The following is a 16,029-nucleotide window of genomic DNA, read 5'->3' on the forward strand; positions in this document are numbered from 1 at the left end:
TTGCCAATTTAAAAGGGTGTACTTTTACGAGTAGAAATAAATAGGGTTTTATGAACAGGTTTGCGCGGGGTTTAGTCACATATTTTGCAAAGGGGCTGTTGGTGGTTGTGCCCATAGGCGCTGCAATTTTTTTGATTTACTGGGGGGTATCAACCATTGATAAGGCTTTGAATTTGAGCGATCTGTTGGTTGATAAATCTGGCAAGCATCTTTATATTCCGGGCCTGGGCATATTAAATGTGATTGTGGTAATCATGGTGGCAGGGATATTGGTTACCAACGTAATTACCGACCCCATAAAACGCTGGTTTAAGCGTTGGTTTAACCGTTTACCCATTTTTGCTTTCCTGTACTCCTCTATAAAAGACCTTACCGAAGCCTTTGTGGGCGAAGAAAAGAAATTTAACGAGCCTGTTTTGGTTGAAGTAAATGAATTCGGTCTTAAAAAAATCGGATTTCTTGTTCAAAAAGATCTCGCGGTTTTGGGCTTGCCCGGCGAGGTTGCCGTGTATTTTCCATACTCTTATTCTTTTGCTGGCCAGGTTATTATTATTGATGCCAGCAAGGTAAAGCCAATTGACAAAAGTGCCGCCGATATTATGAAATTCGTGATCTCGGGCGGGGTAAGCGGGCTGGATTAAACCGCTTTTGCCGTAGATACTTTTTTAAAACTCTTTATAGTCAAAAATACACTGATCAGCATCAAAAACGCCCCAAGTATATATGGCGCGCCCGGGAAATAGGTACTGGTATTACGGTGTGTAAAAATGTGAAATACCGAACTCATTAACAATGGCCCTATAATTACCGCTACGCTGGTTAAACTTGTTAAGGAACCCTGCAACTCGCCCTGCTCTTTTGGAGACACCGTGCCGGTGATAAGCCCCTGCAATGCCGGGCCGGAGATACCGCCAAGGCAGTAAGGAATTATATACAGATACATCATCCAGCCACGACTAACAAAAGCAATAAGCGTCAAACCAACGGTATAAAATAGCAACCCGGCTACAATGTTTTTTTTCTGGCCAAATTTAGGTATTGTGTACCTGATGAGGCCGCCCTGTATAGCTACCAGTACCACACCAATGAAAATGCCCAGGCTGCTGATGCTGCTTAACGACCAGTTGAATTTTTCGATCAAAAAGAACGACAAAACGTATTCAACCGCTTTTTGAGCAACATATACTAAAGCGAACGCGCCAACCAGGCCGCTAAGTGCAGGATACCTGGTAAGGCTGCGCAATGAACTGATGGGATTTGATTTTTTCCACTCAAACCTGCGGCGGTTTTTGAGAGCCAGAGATTCTGGGAGTACAAAGTATCCATAAGTTGCATTGATGAGGGCAAATGCTGCCGCTGCCATAAACGGAAGCTTAACATTCAAGTCGCCCAAGTAGCCGCCAATGGCAATTCCTATAATAAAGCCTAAGCCTGATGCCGCACCTACCAGTCCAAAGTTTGCGGCCCGGTTTTTCCCGGTACTTATATCGGCAATATATGCGGTTGCGGTCGAGGTACTTGCCCCGGTAATACCAGCAATGGTTCGGCCAACAAAAAGCCAGCCTATAGTGGGGGCAAAGGCCATGAAAATATAATCGATACCAAAACCAAGTAATGAGCTTAATAATATCGGGCGGCGGCCATACTGATCGCTCAAATTACCCAGTACCGAGGAGAATAGGAATTGCATGGAAGCATATGTAAAAGTTAAATAACCACTGTATTGTGTGGCCAGGCTCACGTCTACATGCCCCAATGTTTCCAGCAGTTTGGGCATAACCGGTATTATAATACCTAAACCAAGCACATCAATAAACAGCGTAACAAATATAAAGCCCAGCGCTGCCGAGTGCTTCTTTTTAGGTTTTTCAGTCATTAATTTGATAAAGGATAAATTATTATAAAAGTTTTGGAATAAGTAAAATAAATAAGATACAAAGGTTCAATATGCTGATTTAAAAAGAAAATATCATCTCTTTTTGAAACTCCTGATAGCCAATACCGCACTCAATAGCATCAATACCGCACCTAAAATAAACGGCGCGCCGGGTATATAAAGGTGATTTTTAAAATTGGTGAAATAATAAAACAGGGTGGTCATTATCCAGGGGCCAAATATGGAGCTTAAACTCATGAGGCTGGTTAGTCCGCCCTGTAATTCGCCCTGTTCATTGGCGGGCACCTGGTTGGTCATTAAACCCTGTAATGCAGGGCCTGCAATACCGCCAAGAGCATAGGGTATCATAAAAACAAACATCATCCAGCTTTTGCTGGCCAGGGCAAATAGTGTTAAGCCCAAACTGTAAAAGAGCAATCCTATCCAGATGCTTCGTTCTAATCCCAATTTGGGCAAGGCTATTCGGATGAGCCCGCCCTGCACCATGGCTATCATCAGGCCGATAAAGCCTAATGAGTATCCAATCAGATCCTCGCTCCATTTAAATCTTTCAATGGTAAAAAATGTCCAGATACTTTGTACTGATTGCGCGGCAAAGTAAAGCAGGAACAATGAAATGGCCAGTCCAATTACCGATGGATATTTTTTGAGTTGTAATAATGACCCAAGCGGGTTAGCTCTTTTCCACTCAAACGGACGGCGATGATCTACCGAAAGTGACTCTGGCAGTATGAAAAATCCATAGGCCGCGTTTAACAAAGCCAATCCTGCTGCTGCAAAAAATGGGTAATGAACATTCCATTTACCTAAAATCCCACCTAAAACCGGGCCGATGATAAAGCCGAGCCCAAAGGCAACGCCGATCAATCCGAAATTTTGAGCACGTTTTTCGGGCGTGCTGATATCTGCAATGTATGCTGACGCTGTAGTAAAGCTTGCGCCGGTAATACCAGCGATGGTACGGCCCACAAATAACCAGCCTATAGATGGGGCAAAGGCCAGGAAAAGATAATCTATCCCAAAACCTAAAAGCGAGGTTAACAAAATTGGCCTGCGTCCATATTTATCGCTGAGGTTTCCAATTACCGGCGAAAACAGGAATTGCATTACAGAATATGCCAGCAGCATCAATCCCGAGTAGAGTGAGGCTTCGCTTAATGACCCATGTATAAGTTTTTCTATCAGTGCGGGCATTACCGGTATAATGATGCCGAAACCGATAACATCTATCAGCATGGTAACAAAAATAAAGCCTAATGCAGCCTGTGGTTTAAGTTTGGCAGGTTGATCCATAGGCGCAAAATAATCATAAAATGTTAGCGGGATATCATGACATTCAAAATTCATTGAAATGTCTAAAATCTGTCATTCAATTTTTTATTCAATAAAAAGCTTAAAAAAATATGCAATTTGCAATACAATTTCTAACAGAAGCAGTGTAAACTCCAATTAGTAAAAATACCTGCCTAAACCTCTGAACAAAGCAAAATGATAACAACTATTAAAAACAGGATAACATCTATTGATTTTCTTCGTGGTACAATTATGATTATCATGGCGCTTGACCATGTGAGGGATTATCTGTATTCCGGATCGTTTTTATTTGACCCGCTCGATTTGGATAAAACAAACGGACTGCTGTTTTTTACCCGTTGGATAACGCACTTTTGCGCACCCATATTTATGCTGCTTGCAGGTACATCTGCATTTTTAATGAGCCGTAAGAAAACCCAAAAGGAATTATCGGTTTTCCTGGTAAAACGTGGCCTGTGGCTGGTTTTCCTGGAGCTGGTGGTAGTAAACTTTGGCTGGAATTTTAATATAGCTTTCCCAATGCTTTTATTTATCACTATTTGGGCGCTGGGGATAAGCATGATCGTACTTGCCGCATTGATCCATCTGCCTAAGAAACTCATCCTCGTTTGTTGCCTCGTAGTAATATTTGGCCATAATTTGTTTGATGGTTTTCATGTAAATGGCAACACCTTATCCGCTTTTGGCTGGGCGATGCTTCATGATCAGCGGCCTTTTATGTGGCATAATGAAATACTTTTGGTAGGCTATCCTATTATTCCGCTGGTTGCTATAATGCCCCTTGGTTATTGCCTTGGTCAGTTGTACACACCGGAATATAGCGTTGAGAAAAGAAAGAAGACATTGTTCCTCTTGGGCGCTTCTTCAATTGTTTTATTTATTGTGATCAGGTACATTAACGTTTACGGCGACCCGGTAAAATGGAGCATGCAAAAAGATGCTTTTTTTACTTTCCTATCCTTTATAAAAGTCAACAAGTATCCACCTTCGTTACTATATGTATTATTAACATTGGGTGGAGCCTCTTTATTCCTTGCCTTTACAGAAAAGGTTCAAAATGGACTTGTAAAAGTAGTTTCTGTTTACGGCAGGGTGCCCATGTTTTACTATATCATTCATATTTACATTATTCACCTGATAGCTATGGTTGCCTCGGCATTTACGCCGGGTCAAAACTGGAAGATTTGGATATTGGATAAACCTATATGGTTTACATCTGATCTTAAAGGCTATGGGTTTTCGTTGCCGGTTGCGTACCTGGTGTGGGTGATTATCGTGGTAGGGCTGTATCCGCTATGCAAACGTTATGATGCTTATAAACAAGCCCATAAAGAAAAATGGTGGTTAAGCTATTTGTAGTAGTTTAGCAACGCAACTTCCATCATGATTTGCCGATAATAGTAAACCATGATGGGAGTTAAAGCAATTCTAAAAGTTTGGTTTCAATACGTATTTATTGTAGAACCGTGTAATGTGTTCAACCGCTTCTTCGGCTGTATCAACCACGCGGTAAAGCATCAGGTCATCGGGGTTAATGTTGTGCTGATCATCCAGCATTTTTTCTTCAACCCAGCTAAACAAGCCTTTCCAATAATCAACACCCACAAATATAATAGGGAACCGGGCAATTTTGCCGGTTTGTATCAGCGTAATGGCTTCAAATGATTCGTCCATAGTGCCAAAGCCGCCGGGCAATATAATAAAGCCCTGGGAGTATTTCATGAACATTACCTTGCGGATAAAGAAGTAATCAAACTCCATGATCTTATCCCTGTCAATATATCTGTTATGGAACTGCTCAAAAGGTAATTCGATGTTTAAGCCTACCGATTTACCTCCGTTTTCGTAAGCGCCTTTATTAGCCGCTTCCATAATACCGGGGCCACCGCCGGAGATTACGCCATAGCCATGCTCGGTAAGCAAGCGGGCTGTTTCCTCGGCCATTTTGTAGTACTTGTTGTCGTTATGGGTACGTGCCGATCCGAATATGGATACGCAGGGGCCAATTTTTGCCAGTTTTTCAAACCCGTCAACAAACTCGGCCATTATTTTAAATATTTGCCAGGAGTCGGTAACCTTAATTTCCTGCCAGTTTTTATTCTCGAATGCTTGTCTTATTTTATCGTCTCCGGTCATATATCAGTAGAATTAGTAACTATAACACTGCCACTTTTGTTTTTGATGTTGAAGTGAGCAATAAGCCGACAAATGTAATTAATCCGTTTACAATGATCAGCTCATTGCTGAAAACATATCCGCCTAACAGCGTTTTTGATTCCGCATTTAAAAAATAACAGATGGCTGGTGACGCCATGCAAATAAAGGGTACCAGTTTATCCCTAACCTGCCTGTTGCTCATAAATAGGCCAAACGAATAAAGCCCCAGCAATGGCCCGTAAGTATAGGATGCAACCTGGAAGATGGCGCTCACTACAGCGTCGTTGTTTATGGCATTAAATATAATAATGGTTAAAAACATCAACCCCGAAAAGGCAATGTGTACAGCATGCCGGGTACTTACTTTCTTTTTGCTGTTTAAGTCATTGCTTTTGTTAAAGTCTAAAAAATCAACGCAAAAAGAAGTGGTCAATGCGGTTAAGGCCGAATCTGTTGTGGCAAAAGTGGCTGCAGTTAAGCCAAGCATAAATACCATGGCCGGCACAATACCCAGGTATTGCAGAGCGATGGTAGGATACAGGTAATCTGTTTTATCAACATGAATGCCGTATTTATTAGCATACAACCAAAGCAAGGCGCCCACGCTTAAAAAGAAGATATTGATTACCACAAATACCGCCGTAAAGCTGAACATGTTTTTCTGCGCTTCTTTGATGTTTTTAAGGCTGAGGTTTTTTTGCATCAGGTCCTGGTCTAAACCGGTCATGCCTACAGTGATAAATAATCCGCCTAAAAATGCTTTAGTGAAGTGGAACTTGCTGCTTAAGAAATCATTAAAGAAAAATATTTTAGAGTAACTGCTGTTTTTGATAGCATCGGCAGCTTCAAAAATATTCATGTGGAGGCTGTCGCAAATAAAATAGATGGATAGAAACACCGATAGTACCAGGAAAAACGTTTGCAAGCTATCGGTAATGATAATGGTTTTTAGTCCCCCTTTAAAGGTGTACGACCAAATGAGCGCCAAACAAATAAGCACCGTTACCGCGAAAGGGATATGGTAACTATCAAAAATGAATTTCTGCAATACGATAACCACCAGGTAAAGCCTGAAAGCCGAACCGATAACCCGGCTGATAAGAAAAATCCCCGCTGCGGTTTTATAGCTCCAGGTACCTAAAGCGCCTTCGATATAGCTATAAATAGAGGTAAGCTTTAGCCGGTAGTAAAGGGGAAGTAATACGGTAGCGATGATGATAAACCCCGCGGCATTACCCAGCACAAACTGGAAATAGGAGAACTGATCGCCGGATGGGGCGCCTACTTTGCCTGGTACGGATATAAAAGTTACCCCACTCAAAGCGGTACCGATCATCCCAAATGCAACCAAATACCATTTGGAATTGCGGTTAGCCACAAAAAAAGTATCATTGTCAGATGCCTTGCGCGAAGTAAGCCATGATATAACCAGTAACACCAAAAAATAACCAATAATAAAAGAAAGTAATACTCCGGGCGACATATGTTTTATTTATTCCGAATGAGCCAATTTGGCTAATCCGGGTTGTTTTTTTTAAAGGTGCTTATAATATGCAAAATACGCAAGGGGAGAGGAGTATTATTGAGGGAGAAATCTGATTTTGAAATGAAGTGTTTACTGGTATACCGGGCAATCGGCTCTGTATGCTGGCTACGACTCACCCGACCATCGCTACGCTGGGTCACCCTCTCTTCTGCTGCGCAGGAAAGAGGGGGTTTTACTGTTGAGAACAGGAAAAATAAACAAAAATTGTCCTGCCCCTCTTTCCTGCGCAGCAGAAGAGAGGGGACGACGAGCGCAGCGATGTCAGGGGTGAGTCGTAGCCTTGGTTAGTTTGCGTCATTCCATTTGTTAAACCTCCACAAAATCTTACCAAACTCAATGGCAAAGCAAATCATACTACTTACCAATAACCACCTTTTTCATCCCCTCTCTGCCATAAAATACCGGAAAATACATCATCTCGGCTTTGGCCGGATTTAGGTTGTACTTGCCATCATAGCGGGGGATGAGCTTGATACTGAAAGTGTATGTACCTTGTTTTAGCTTGCGGCAAAATATGCTCACTTTTTCTTTAAAATATTCGCGGTGAACCTCGTTGTTGCTCCATGGCTGATCCTTGCTTTCGTAAGAGCATCCGGCTGGGATAGGTATTTCTATCATTACAAAATCGGCATCGCCTTTTGCGGTGACTTCAGCCTGCAATACTACCGGTTCGCCACCCTTTAACTGGGCTATAGGTTTATCATTCCGCTCGAACCAGGTATTCACCGTAAAATCTTTGTTCACCTTTTCGGGCTTAGCGTTCCAGAATTGCTGGTAGCCGGTAATATAAACAGGTAAGCTGCCGGTTTTGCTGATACTTAAGTTGTTGGCTGTAAGTGTGGCCGAGTAGGGGAATTTATTAATGGTCTCCGTTGTTGGGCCTTTAATGGTTATAGCAGATGGTTTTACCTGTTTATCGGTAACCAGCAAATCGGGTAGTATGGTTTCCAGTATCAGGGCCGATTCATAGGTGTTGCGCCATTCGCCATGGCTGCGTTGTTCTAAAAAGTAACCACGAATCTTTTGAAGCAGCTCGGGGTGTTTACCGTCATTTTTAACTATGTGGTAGGCCATCACGCTTAACTGGATAGAATTATCAAAGAAGCGATAATTGTTTTCGCCCCAATAGATATTGCCAAATAGGGTGTGGCGCTCTTTTGTCCATAAGCTGTCAAGTTTAACAACCTCGCCGGTTTCCTGCTTCACCAGCATCAACCTTAATTTATCGTAGGCAAATAATTGGAAGCCGTAATTTAATTTGATCGCTTTGTTTTCCTTTTCAACTATATCAATATATTTTCGATAATCCACCTTAGCATCCAGTTTATGCAATAACTCCAGGCAGGTTAATTTATCAGCGCCATGGTAGCTTTCCAGTTGATACACCAGGTAATCGGTAAGTTTTTGCTTATCCAGCTGAACAAGATAACCCTCTTTTTGCGCATCCAGCAAAGCCTCAACAGCATGCAGGCTGATCCAGAGCTCTTCGTCGGTATCTTTCCACCAGCCCCAGGCACCATTACTTTTACGGTTTTCCTGCAGTTTTTTAATTACCTCCAATATGTTTTTACCGTATTTAAATTCTTCGCCCATGAATTTTTTAATGCGGCGTTCGGCTAACAGGCCTTTTAATTTTGAGGCCAGCTGTTCGTTACATAAATATTTATACTCCCTTAGTTTACGCGATTCCTCTATCAGCGTAGGCAACACCGAGGCTTCGGCCCTGAACTTTACAGGTCCCATAGCCGGATCAAATTTCAGGCTCACAGTAGTATCGCCATTTAATGTTTCAAATATGCCTTTGGTTTCCTCCACACCCTGTTTTATCACCGGGATCTTGCGGCGCTCGCCATCAAAGTAGCCATTATCGCGTTTTATAGTGTACTCGAAAGCCAGGCTGTCAGTGGCCTCGGCAGTAATCGCTAAGGTGTCTATTGTTGAGTTTTTAATGGCAAGCGCATCCTGTTTAATTACTTTACCATTATAGGTGAAGTTGCGGTTAACGCTTACAGCCTGTGAGTTATAGTTCATCACTTTGCCTATCAGTTTCATTTCATCGCCGGCTACGGCAAACTGTGGCGCAATAAAGTTGGCGCTTAATGCTTTAAATGATTTGATCTGGCTTTCGACTAATCCGGTTTGCTGGTGGTTGGTTATTCCCGCCACAAAGGTTCGCCAGTTGGTAATATCATCGGGAAAGGTTGTTGTGAAGCTGGCCTGGCCCTGGGCATCTGTAGTTAACTTGGGCTGCCAATAGGCATAGTCGGCAAAGTTTTTACGGAGGGTTAGCTCGTCTCCGGGCGTGGTGCCATTGACAGGTGCCGGGTCGTTTTTCTTTTTAGTGTTGATGATGATTACACCATTTGCAGCGCGCGACCCATATAAAGCAACAGCGGCAGTCGCTTTTAAAACACTTATATCGCCAATATCTGCTGTATTTATGCCGGCAATACTTTCAACAACATTTCCATCAACAATGTAAAGCGGGGTTTGGCCCGGTACCGTTGCTGTGCCCCTGATTAAGATAGTTCCATTAGCTCCGGGCGCAGTTTCAACTATACTTATACCGGCAACCGAGCCAGCCAGGGCATTCATAACAGTTGTTGAATATCCCAGGGCCATTGATTTTCTTTGTACGCCATAGCCCACTACAACAACCTCATTAAGATGCGCCTCGCTTGCATCAAGCGTAACCTTAATAGTAGCCCCCGGCGATATACTTATCTCTTTAGTTTGGAATCCTATATAGCTAAATATCAATTTGCCGCTATTAGGTACTTTAAGGGTAAAACGACCGCTTGCATTGGTTTGTGTGCCGATTGATGTTCCTTTTACACGTACAGAAACGCCAGGGAGGGTTAGTTTTCCACCTTTTTCAAACACCGTTCCGGTCATCATTTCTGTAAAGTTGGCTGGTTGAATATACTTGTCATTAAATGCTTCTTTAATCCGTAAGGCATCATTTTCTATATTGGAATCCTTATAATTATAACGGCCCGCCCTGCCAATAATAACATTGTTAATCTTGATACTTACCGAATCCCGGGCATGAGTAGGGGTAATATGAACTTTATAGAAATTGATGCCATGAGGTTTTATGCTGATGTTTTCAATAATATCATATTTATCGCCTTTCAATAGATACATAACCCGGTATTTTCCTTTTTCTACCTGGCCAAATTCGGTAGTATTACCCCGAAAGATTTTTATATAGTCAGGATCATTGTAGCGGTATAAGATGATGTTTTTTATGAGATCGGGTTTTTCGCCTTTGTGTGTTTCCGTTTCAATTTTAAGTGCCCCGGTTGCTAATAATGTAGTGTGATCATTTGGAAACAAGTCGAATGTATTGCTACGTACGTCAAGGTAATTCTGCCAAAGGCTATCGGCAGTATTTTGAGTTAATACGTATTGCGTATAGTCGGTTATGGCAGGTGCATTGGATATTTTTGTATTGAAAGGATATTTGGTGGCTATGCTTTTTTGTTTGAGGAGGTTTGGCTCAAACAGGTAAGTAAAATTTGGCTCGGAAAGAAACTGCCTTTGTTTTTCGCCCTTGATATCAAAAATAGTGTAGTCATCTGCCAGTGGACCGGTTAATATTTCTCTATGGCTGTTAGGTACCGGGTTAAGGTAAAATAAACCAACTCTTTGCTTTATAACGGCCATGTTTTGGTCAAAATTGTCAATAACCGTGATGAGGTAACCGTTGATGAGATCGGCTTCATACCTGCTCAATGTATCGGTTAAGGTGTCGCTTTTAAATGCGTTAGCATTAAGGCTCAGAATGAGTTTTTTCGATTGTTCAACACATACGCTATCCAGCTTAATGCTATGATGAGCAGTCCTGAACCTTAACGTGTGGTTGCCAGGCTTTACTGCAAAACTATAACGCTGTAATTGTTGTGCCTGGCTAAAGTAAACAGGCTTTTCATCAATGTACAAAATGTGAACGGGTTCAATATCTCCATCCTGCATTATAAATGGGGCAATCTGTGTAACGGTATCAATGCCCGATTCTTCAATGCTGTATATTTTTGCCGGATGGGTAAATTTGTAGTATTCGATACTATCCAGTCCCATTGCTTTGCTCCAGCGTTTCCAGTTTAGTTTGAGGCTTCCGTTAGGCTCAGCCTTATCTGTTTCATAGTTTTTTCCTGGTTTTCGGTTGCGATAGTACCTACCCATGTATGGCAGCGACGGCGCCCTGTAATTTTCAAACTTGCGGGTTAATGCCCATGCCGTCAAATCTGCATTGGCAACAGGTTTGCCGGTTGCATCGGTAACCACGATATCGGTTTTTACCTGCTGCCCCGGATAAACCGATACGGGCTGCTTAACATTTATTGTAAGAAGATCTTTACGGTAAACTACTACGGCCTGCACATTTTTGCTTATGCCGCCCCATATGTAATTAACCCAGAATGTTACTTTTTTTTGCTCACGATAGGGCTTTTTGTAAAATAGATTGTTGGCTTCACCTTCATCTATCAACTTATCGTCAGCGAAAACAGAATACCAGAAATGCAGCTTACGCGGATTGTTAACTTTTATCAAAAGGGAATCTGCACTCCGTTCGCCAGCCACTGATAGATCGGCCTCAAAATCTTTCAATTCAATATCCGTATCGGTACTATCTGTTTCAATATTATAGGTAGCCGCATTGGGGTTAATGAGGGTTTTTGCCGGGAGGGTTACTTTTATCTTTGAAATTGTATCATCATCGGCATTTAAGGCACTGATGGTAGCGAGGCCTTTAATGTCTTTCCCAAACTGCTGGTAATTGGCTTTTAGGGTATCGCCGACTAACTCGGTAATAATGTTAAACTTATCATTATTGAAGTTGATGTATTCGCTTTTGGAGCGTTCCTCATTGTTTGAGTTCAAAAATTGAGCGTCTATGTTGTAGTAGATATTGGCTGCCGGAAAAATGGAATCGGGAATGATCACTTTTGTTTCCCCAAGCGGGTCAAGTGTTACATCATGCACCCATAGGGTATCAGGTACAAAAACGCGTTTACTGGCATAGGAGTTAACCGAACTGGTGGTGAGTGTAAGTGTAACGCGTCCATCGGGTACGGGCAGGTCATTTTCATCAGTAGCCTTCAGGTAAACGGCAAGCGGCGTACCCCGCCAGTGTTCCTTTTTATCGGTACGCATATCAAACTTAGTTGATTTTAACTCATACTCCTCGTACCTGAAACCGCTGAATATCAATACAGACGGATCGTTATAGATGTTGTAATTGCCCTCTTTACCCACAGCTGTTTTTTTTGCATCGGGATCAACCAGTGCGATTGAATAATTTTCATCCAGTGTAAGGGTGTCACTTAAAGGAAAACTATATTCAAAACCGCCATCACGGTAGCTGCTTACTACGCCAATGGTTTTTCCTTCGCTTTGGCGGCCATCATACAGTTTAACCAATAATTTTTTCTGAGTTACCGGTGACTTAGTTTTAACATTTAATATAAATGCCTTAAATTTTACAGTATCATTTGGTTTATAAAGGGGTTTGTTAAATACTACAAAACCGATGTAAGGCTGGGGTTTTTGTTTATACCGATAATGACTGTACTTATAATTGTCGTCCTTTTCAAAGATTTTTTTGATAGATGCCCATAAAGTTGCGAACCAGTTTTGGTCATTGGCATGGAGATCGTAACGCTCTTCTTTCACTATAAAAAAGTTGGAAACGCCCGCGTAATCTGCCTGTACCATGTTTGCTTTTTTTGATCTTTTAACATGCCAGGTACTGCTTTTGTCATCAAACCTGAGGGCTTTACCATTAAAACGGATAGCGGCGTTGACAATGTTATTGCCCTGTTTATCCTGCAATACAAAACGCTGGTCGTAATCATTATGCAACACCTTTATAAATACTGAATGGTTCTCGATAAGGGAATAGCTTAAGCGGGTTTTTTCGGCATAAACTTTTAAATAATTACCGGCTGGCAGAGTGTTTTCCCAGTATGAGCCTGTTTTAAGGGAATCGATAGGGTGCTGAAGTATACGCTCGTCCAGTTTTTTATCGGAGTACTTATAGAAATTCAACACATCGGCCGTCGTGAGCTTATATATATAGGTATAATAACTGCGTTCTTTACTTAGGGTTAGCGGCCTTTGAGCAAAAGTAGCTCTTGAACAAAAGATTAACAATAATAAAAGAATGGCTGCTTTTTTATAAAGTGATAACATGTTATAGGTTGTGTTATGGGGCCGGGACTCCTGGTTTAAATATAATGTTTGTGCATCTACTTTTATAAGATGCACATCTATTTACTTTTCCATAAAGAAATATCACTTTATAAAAACTATTTTTGACAAATAATCCCGCTTAACACACCGGGTTAGTAGATTTTAAATTTATGTGGTATAATAACATATTAGAAACCATTGGCAATACGCCACTGGTTAAGTTAAATAAGGTAACAAAAGATATACCTGCAACAGTTTTAGCCAAGATTGAAACAACCAATCCGGGTAACTCCATAAAAGACCGCATGGCCCTTAAAATGATTGAGGATGCCGAAAAAAGCGGTAAGCTTAAGCCCGGCGGTACCATTATTGAAGGTACATCGGGCAATACAGGTATGGGGCTGGCCATTGCGGCGGTAATAAAAGGGTACAAGTGTATTTTTACAAGTACCGATAAACAATCAAAAGAAAAGTTTGATGCCCTGCGTGCTTTTGGCGCAGAGGTAATTGTATGCCCAACCAATGTGGAGCCCGAAGATCCACGCTCATACTATTCGGTTTCGTCGCGCCTGGAGCGTGAGGTGCCAAACTCATGGAAACCCAACCAGTACGATAACCTGAGCAACTCGCAGGCACATTATGAGCAAACCGGTCCAGAGATATGGGAGCAAACCGAAGGTAAGATCACGCACCTGGTAGTAGGAGTGGGCACAGGTGGTACCATATCTGGTACAGCACGTTATTTGAAAGAGAAAAATCCAAACATCCAGGTTTTGGGTATCGATACCTATGGCTCGGTATTTAAAAAATACAAAGAGACCGGAATCATGGATAAAAATGAGATCTATCCATACATCACCGAAGGCATTGGTGAAGACTTTTTGCCCGAGAACGTTGATTTTAGCCTGATTGACCACTTTGAAAAAGTGACCGATAAAGATGCCGCCCTCATGACCCGTGAAATTGCCCGCAAGGAAGGCATCTTCGCCGGTAACTCAACAGGATCAGCAGTGGCGGGTACCATCCAAATGAAGGACAGGTTTAAAGAAGGCGATGTGGTAGTGATCATTTTTCCGGATCATGGTACACGCTACCTGGGCAAAATGTATAACGACGACTGGTTACGCGACCGCGGTTTCCTGAAGGACGAAAAACTAACGGCCCGCGATATTATCAGTAAAAAAGATGTGCAGGAGATAGTTACTATCGATTGCGAAAAATCGGTTTTAGAAGCTATCAATACCATCAAATCGCTCAATATCTCACAAATTCCGGTTACCCAAAAAGGTATGGTGATAGGTAAAATTACGGAGACTGATATTTTAGATTCACTGATAGAAAACCCATCTATCAAATCTCAGCCGATCAAAAACATCACTACAGCACCATTCCCGTTTGTTGACCTAAACACCTCTATCGATAAGATCTCGACTATGATCAATAGAGATAATATCGCGGTATTGGTGGAGAGTGAAAACGGTAAAATTGAGATCATTACTCAGTATGATATTATAAACGCTATTTCGGCTTAGTCTGGAGCAAGGATAAAGGATTTTTGGACAAAGGATAGAAGGTGTTGTGCTGTGGCATGGCACCTTTTTTAGTTTAATCGTACTCAGTAATCTTTCTCCATTGCCAGTTTTTGACGTTTACATCGTAAAAGTTGAAGCCAATGTCAATGGTAATAGGTTTGCCGTTTACGATGAATTTATATAAACGACCGTCGGTGTCAATATCATAATAAGGAAAATCACTAAATTCTACATGGAGTTTATACCGTGATTTGAAATCTGAGTTTGATACTTGTCCATTCCGAAGATAATCAAACAATAAAAAAGTTTCAGACTCTGTCATAACTGCAATGCTGCCATTTAATCGAAAGTCGGATCCTCTAAGTTCATTAAAACGGGGAAAAAATGTTGGCTGGGAGATAGCCTTTAAAGCCATATGTTGGTATAAATACCGTATGGGGATATAAGCCCATGTGAACAAGTAGGGGGCCTGTCTGCCATAATCATGAACCGTTTTATATATTTTATCATTCTTAATAAAAGTAGTACTAATAGTTTCGTCATCAGTCCAACTACCGCGATAACTGTTTTGTAATGAATCGAAATTTGTCGTAAAGAAATCATTTTGTAATCGTTGAAATTGCTCCCTTGTGATTTTTCCAATAAATGATCCTTTTTTCCCAGTATGCCCCATTCCCTTAAATACCACACTTCCATCATTATTTAATATTATGCTCATAATTGGACAGCTTCCATAGCAACCCGAAGTGGACAAAACTATTTTGTCAAAATCGATATTACTGTACTTTTTTATGTTGTAATGTTTGAAAGTAGAAAGCCTATTCCACAACCTGAATTGTAATGTGTCAGGTGTTAATTTAATAAGTTTATAACTTTCCCACCTATTACTATCTTGATTTAGAAGCTTTAAACTATCGGAGGTGATCTTATATGTTGATTTGGTTCCTAAGTATACAGTGGTGCTATCCGTGCGTTTTAAATAGCCTGTTTTATTATCAAATGTGTGATCTGTGTAAAAGGAAAAGCCTGATCTTCTAATATCAGGTAATTCTAAAATTATACTGTCTTTATTTATAGGAACTGGATTGCTAACTCTAACCCAATCGCCAAGTATGTTTTTTTCATTTGCCGATTGCACCAAATGCTCTTTGCAGGAGCAAATTAGCAAGCAAATAAGTAAAATGCAATTTGGGAAAGGTTTCATAATACATAAGGTTTAAGATAGGATTCGAACGGTACTGGCCGATGGTTTATTGTTTGGGCATTGCATATTACTATTTGTATTAACTGTTGGTAATATTGCTGAAAAGCGGCATTTATAGCACAAATGTATCGGTTTTTGAAGAAGTTTAAGCTATTGATTATCAGTAGTTATGACGTTTCAT

9 protein-coding genes are annotated in these 16,029 nt (G+C 41.3%); 3 read left to right on the forward strand and 6 right to left on the reverse strand.

Annotated elements, in window-relative coordinates; translation table 11 throughout:
- The first annotated feature begins 50 nt into the window (after nucleotides 1-50).
- The gene (locus AC1DYB_RS00840) at nucleotides 51-641 is read left to right on the forward strand and encodes a DUF502 domain-containing protein (protein WP_477431613.1); all 591 of its coding nucleotides are present in this window, start codon (nucleotides 51-53) and stop codon (nucleotides 639-641) included.
- Here AC1DYB_RS00840 and AC1DYB_RS00845 read toward each other — a convergent pair.
- Together AC1DYB_RS00845 and AC1DYB_RS00850 are read right to left on the reverse strand one after the other, a co-directional pair.
- Nucleotides 638-1,876: a TCR/Tet family MFS transporter gene (locus AC1DYB_RS00845; RefSeq protein ID WP_477395220.1), complete on the reverse strand. Its 1,239-nt coding sequence runs from the start codon at nucleotides 1,874-1,876 to the stop codon at nucleotides 638-640. The two genes, AC1DYB_RS00840 and AC1DYB_RS00845, sit on opposite strands and share 4 nt — an antisense overlap.
- Nucleotides 1,877-1,969: 93 nt before the next feature.
- Nucleotides 1,970-3,244: a TCR/Tet family MFS transporter gene (locus tag AC1DYB_RS00850; RefSeq protein WP_477431615.1), complete on the reverse strand. Its 1,275-nt coding sequence runs from the start codon at nucleotides 3,242-3,244 to the stop codon at nucleotides 1,970-1,972.
- Between the two features lie 141 nt (nucleotides 3,245-3,385).
- On the opposite strand from AC1DYB_RS00850, the gene AC1DYB_RS00855 reads away from it, so the two are divergent.
- On the forward strand, nucleotides 3,386-4,570 hold the full coding sequence (locus tag AC1DYB_RS00855; protein WP_477431617.1) for an acetyltransferase domain-containing protein: 1,185 nt from the start codon (nucleotides 3,386-3,388) through the stop codon (nucleotides 4,568-4,570).
- A gap of 69 nt (nucleotides 4,571-4,639) precedes the next feature.
- Here AC1DYB_RS00855 and AC1DYB_RS00860 read toward each other — a convergent pair whose 3' ends face one another.
- The 3 genes from AC1DYB_RS00860 to AC1DYB_RS00870 form a co-directional block, all read right to left on the reverse strand.
- Nucleotides 4,640-5,347 (reverse strand): LOG family protein, encoded by a 708-nt coding sequence (locus tag AC1DYB_RS00860; RefSeq protein WP_295715012.1) that lies wholly within the window; start codon nucleotides 5,345-5,347, stop codon nucleotides 4,640-4,642.
- A gap of 19 nt (nucleotides 5,348-5,366) precedes the next feature.
- Complete coding sequence (locus AC1DYB_RS00865; RefSeq protein ID WP_477431619.1) at nucleotides 5,367-6,851, reverse strand: sodium:solute symporter; 1,485 nt, start codon at nucleotides 6,849-6,851, stop codon at nucleotides 5,367-5,369.
- A 417-nt stretch (nucleotides 6,852-7,268) separates the two neighbouring features.
- Nucleotides 7,269-13,112, reverse strand: coding sequence for a carboxypeptidase-like regulatory domain-containing protein (locus AC1DYB_RS00870; RefSeq protein WP_477431621.1), 5,844 nt, complete (start codon nucleotides 13,110-13,112; stop codon nucleotides 7,269-7,271).
- A 170-nt stretch (nucleotides 13,113-13,282) separates the two neighbouring features.
- On the opposite strand from AC1DYB_RS00870, the gene AC1DYB_RS00875 reads away from it, so the two are divergent.
- Nucleotides 13,283-14,644, forward strand: coding sequence for a pyridoxal-phosphate dependent enzyme (locus AC1DYB_RS00875; RefSeq protein ID WP_295715005.1), 1,362 nt, complete (start codon nucleotides 13,283-13,285; stop codon nucleotides 14,642-14,644).
- 73 nt (nucleotides 14,645-14,717) lie between these two features.
- Here AC1DYB_RS00875 and AC1DYB_RS00880 read toward each other — a convergent pair whose 3' ends face one another.
- Nucleotides 14,718-15,848 (reverse strand): DUF6438 domain-containing protein, encoded by a 1,131-nt coding sequence (locus AC1DYB_RS00880; protein WP_477431623.1) that lies wholly within the window; start codon nucleotides 15,846-15,848, stop codon nucleotides 14,718-14,720.
- Nucleotides 15,849-16,029 lie beyond the last annotated feature (181 nt).

The organism is Mucilaginibacter sp. P2_A4, assembly GCF_056405015.1.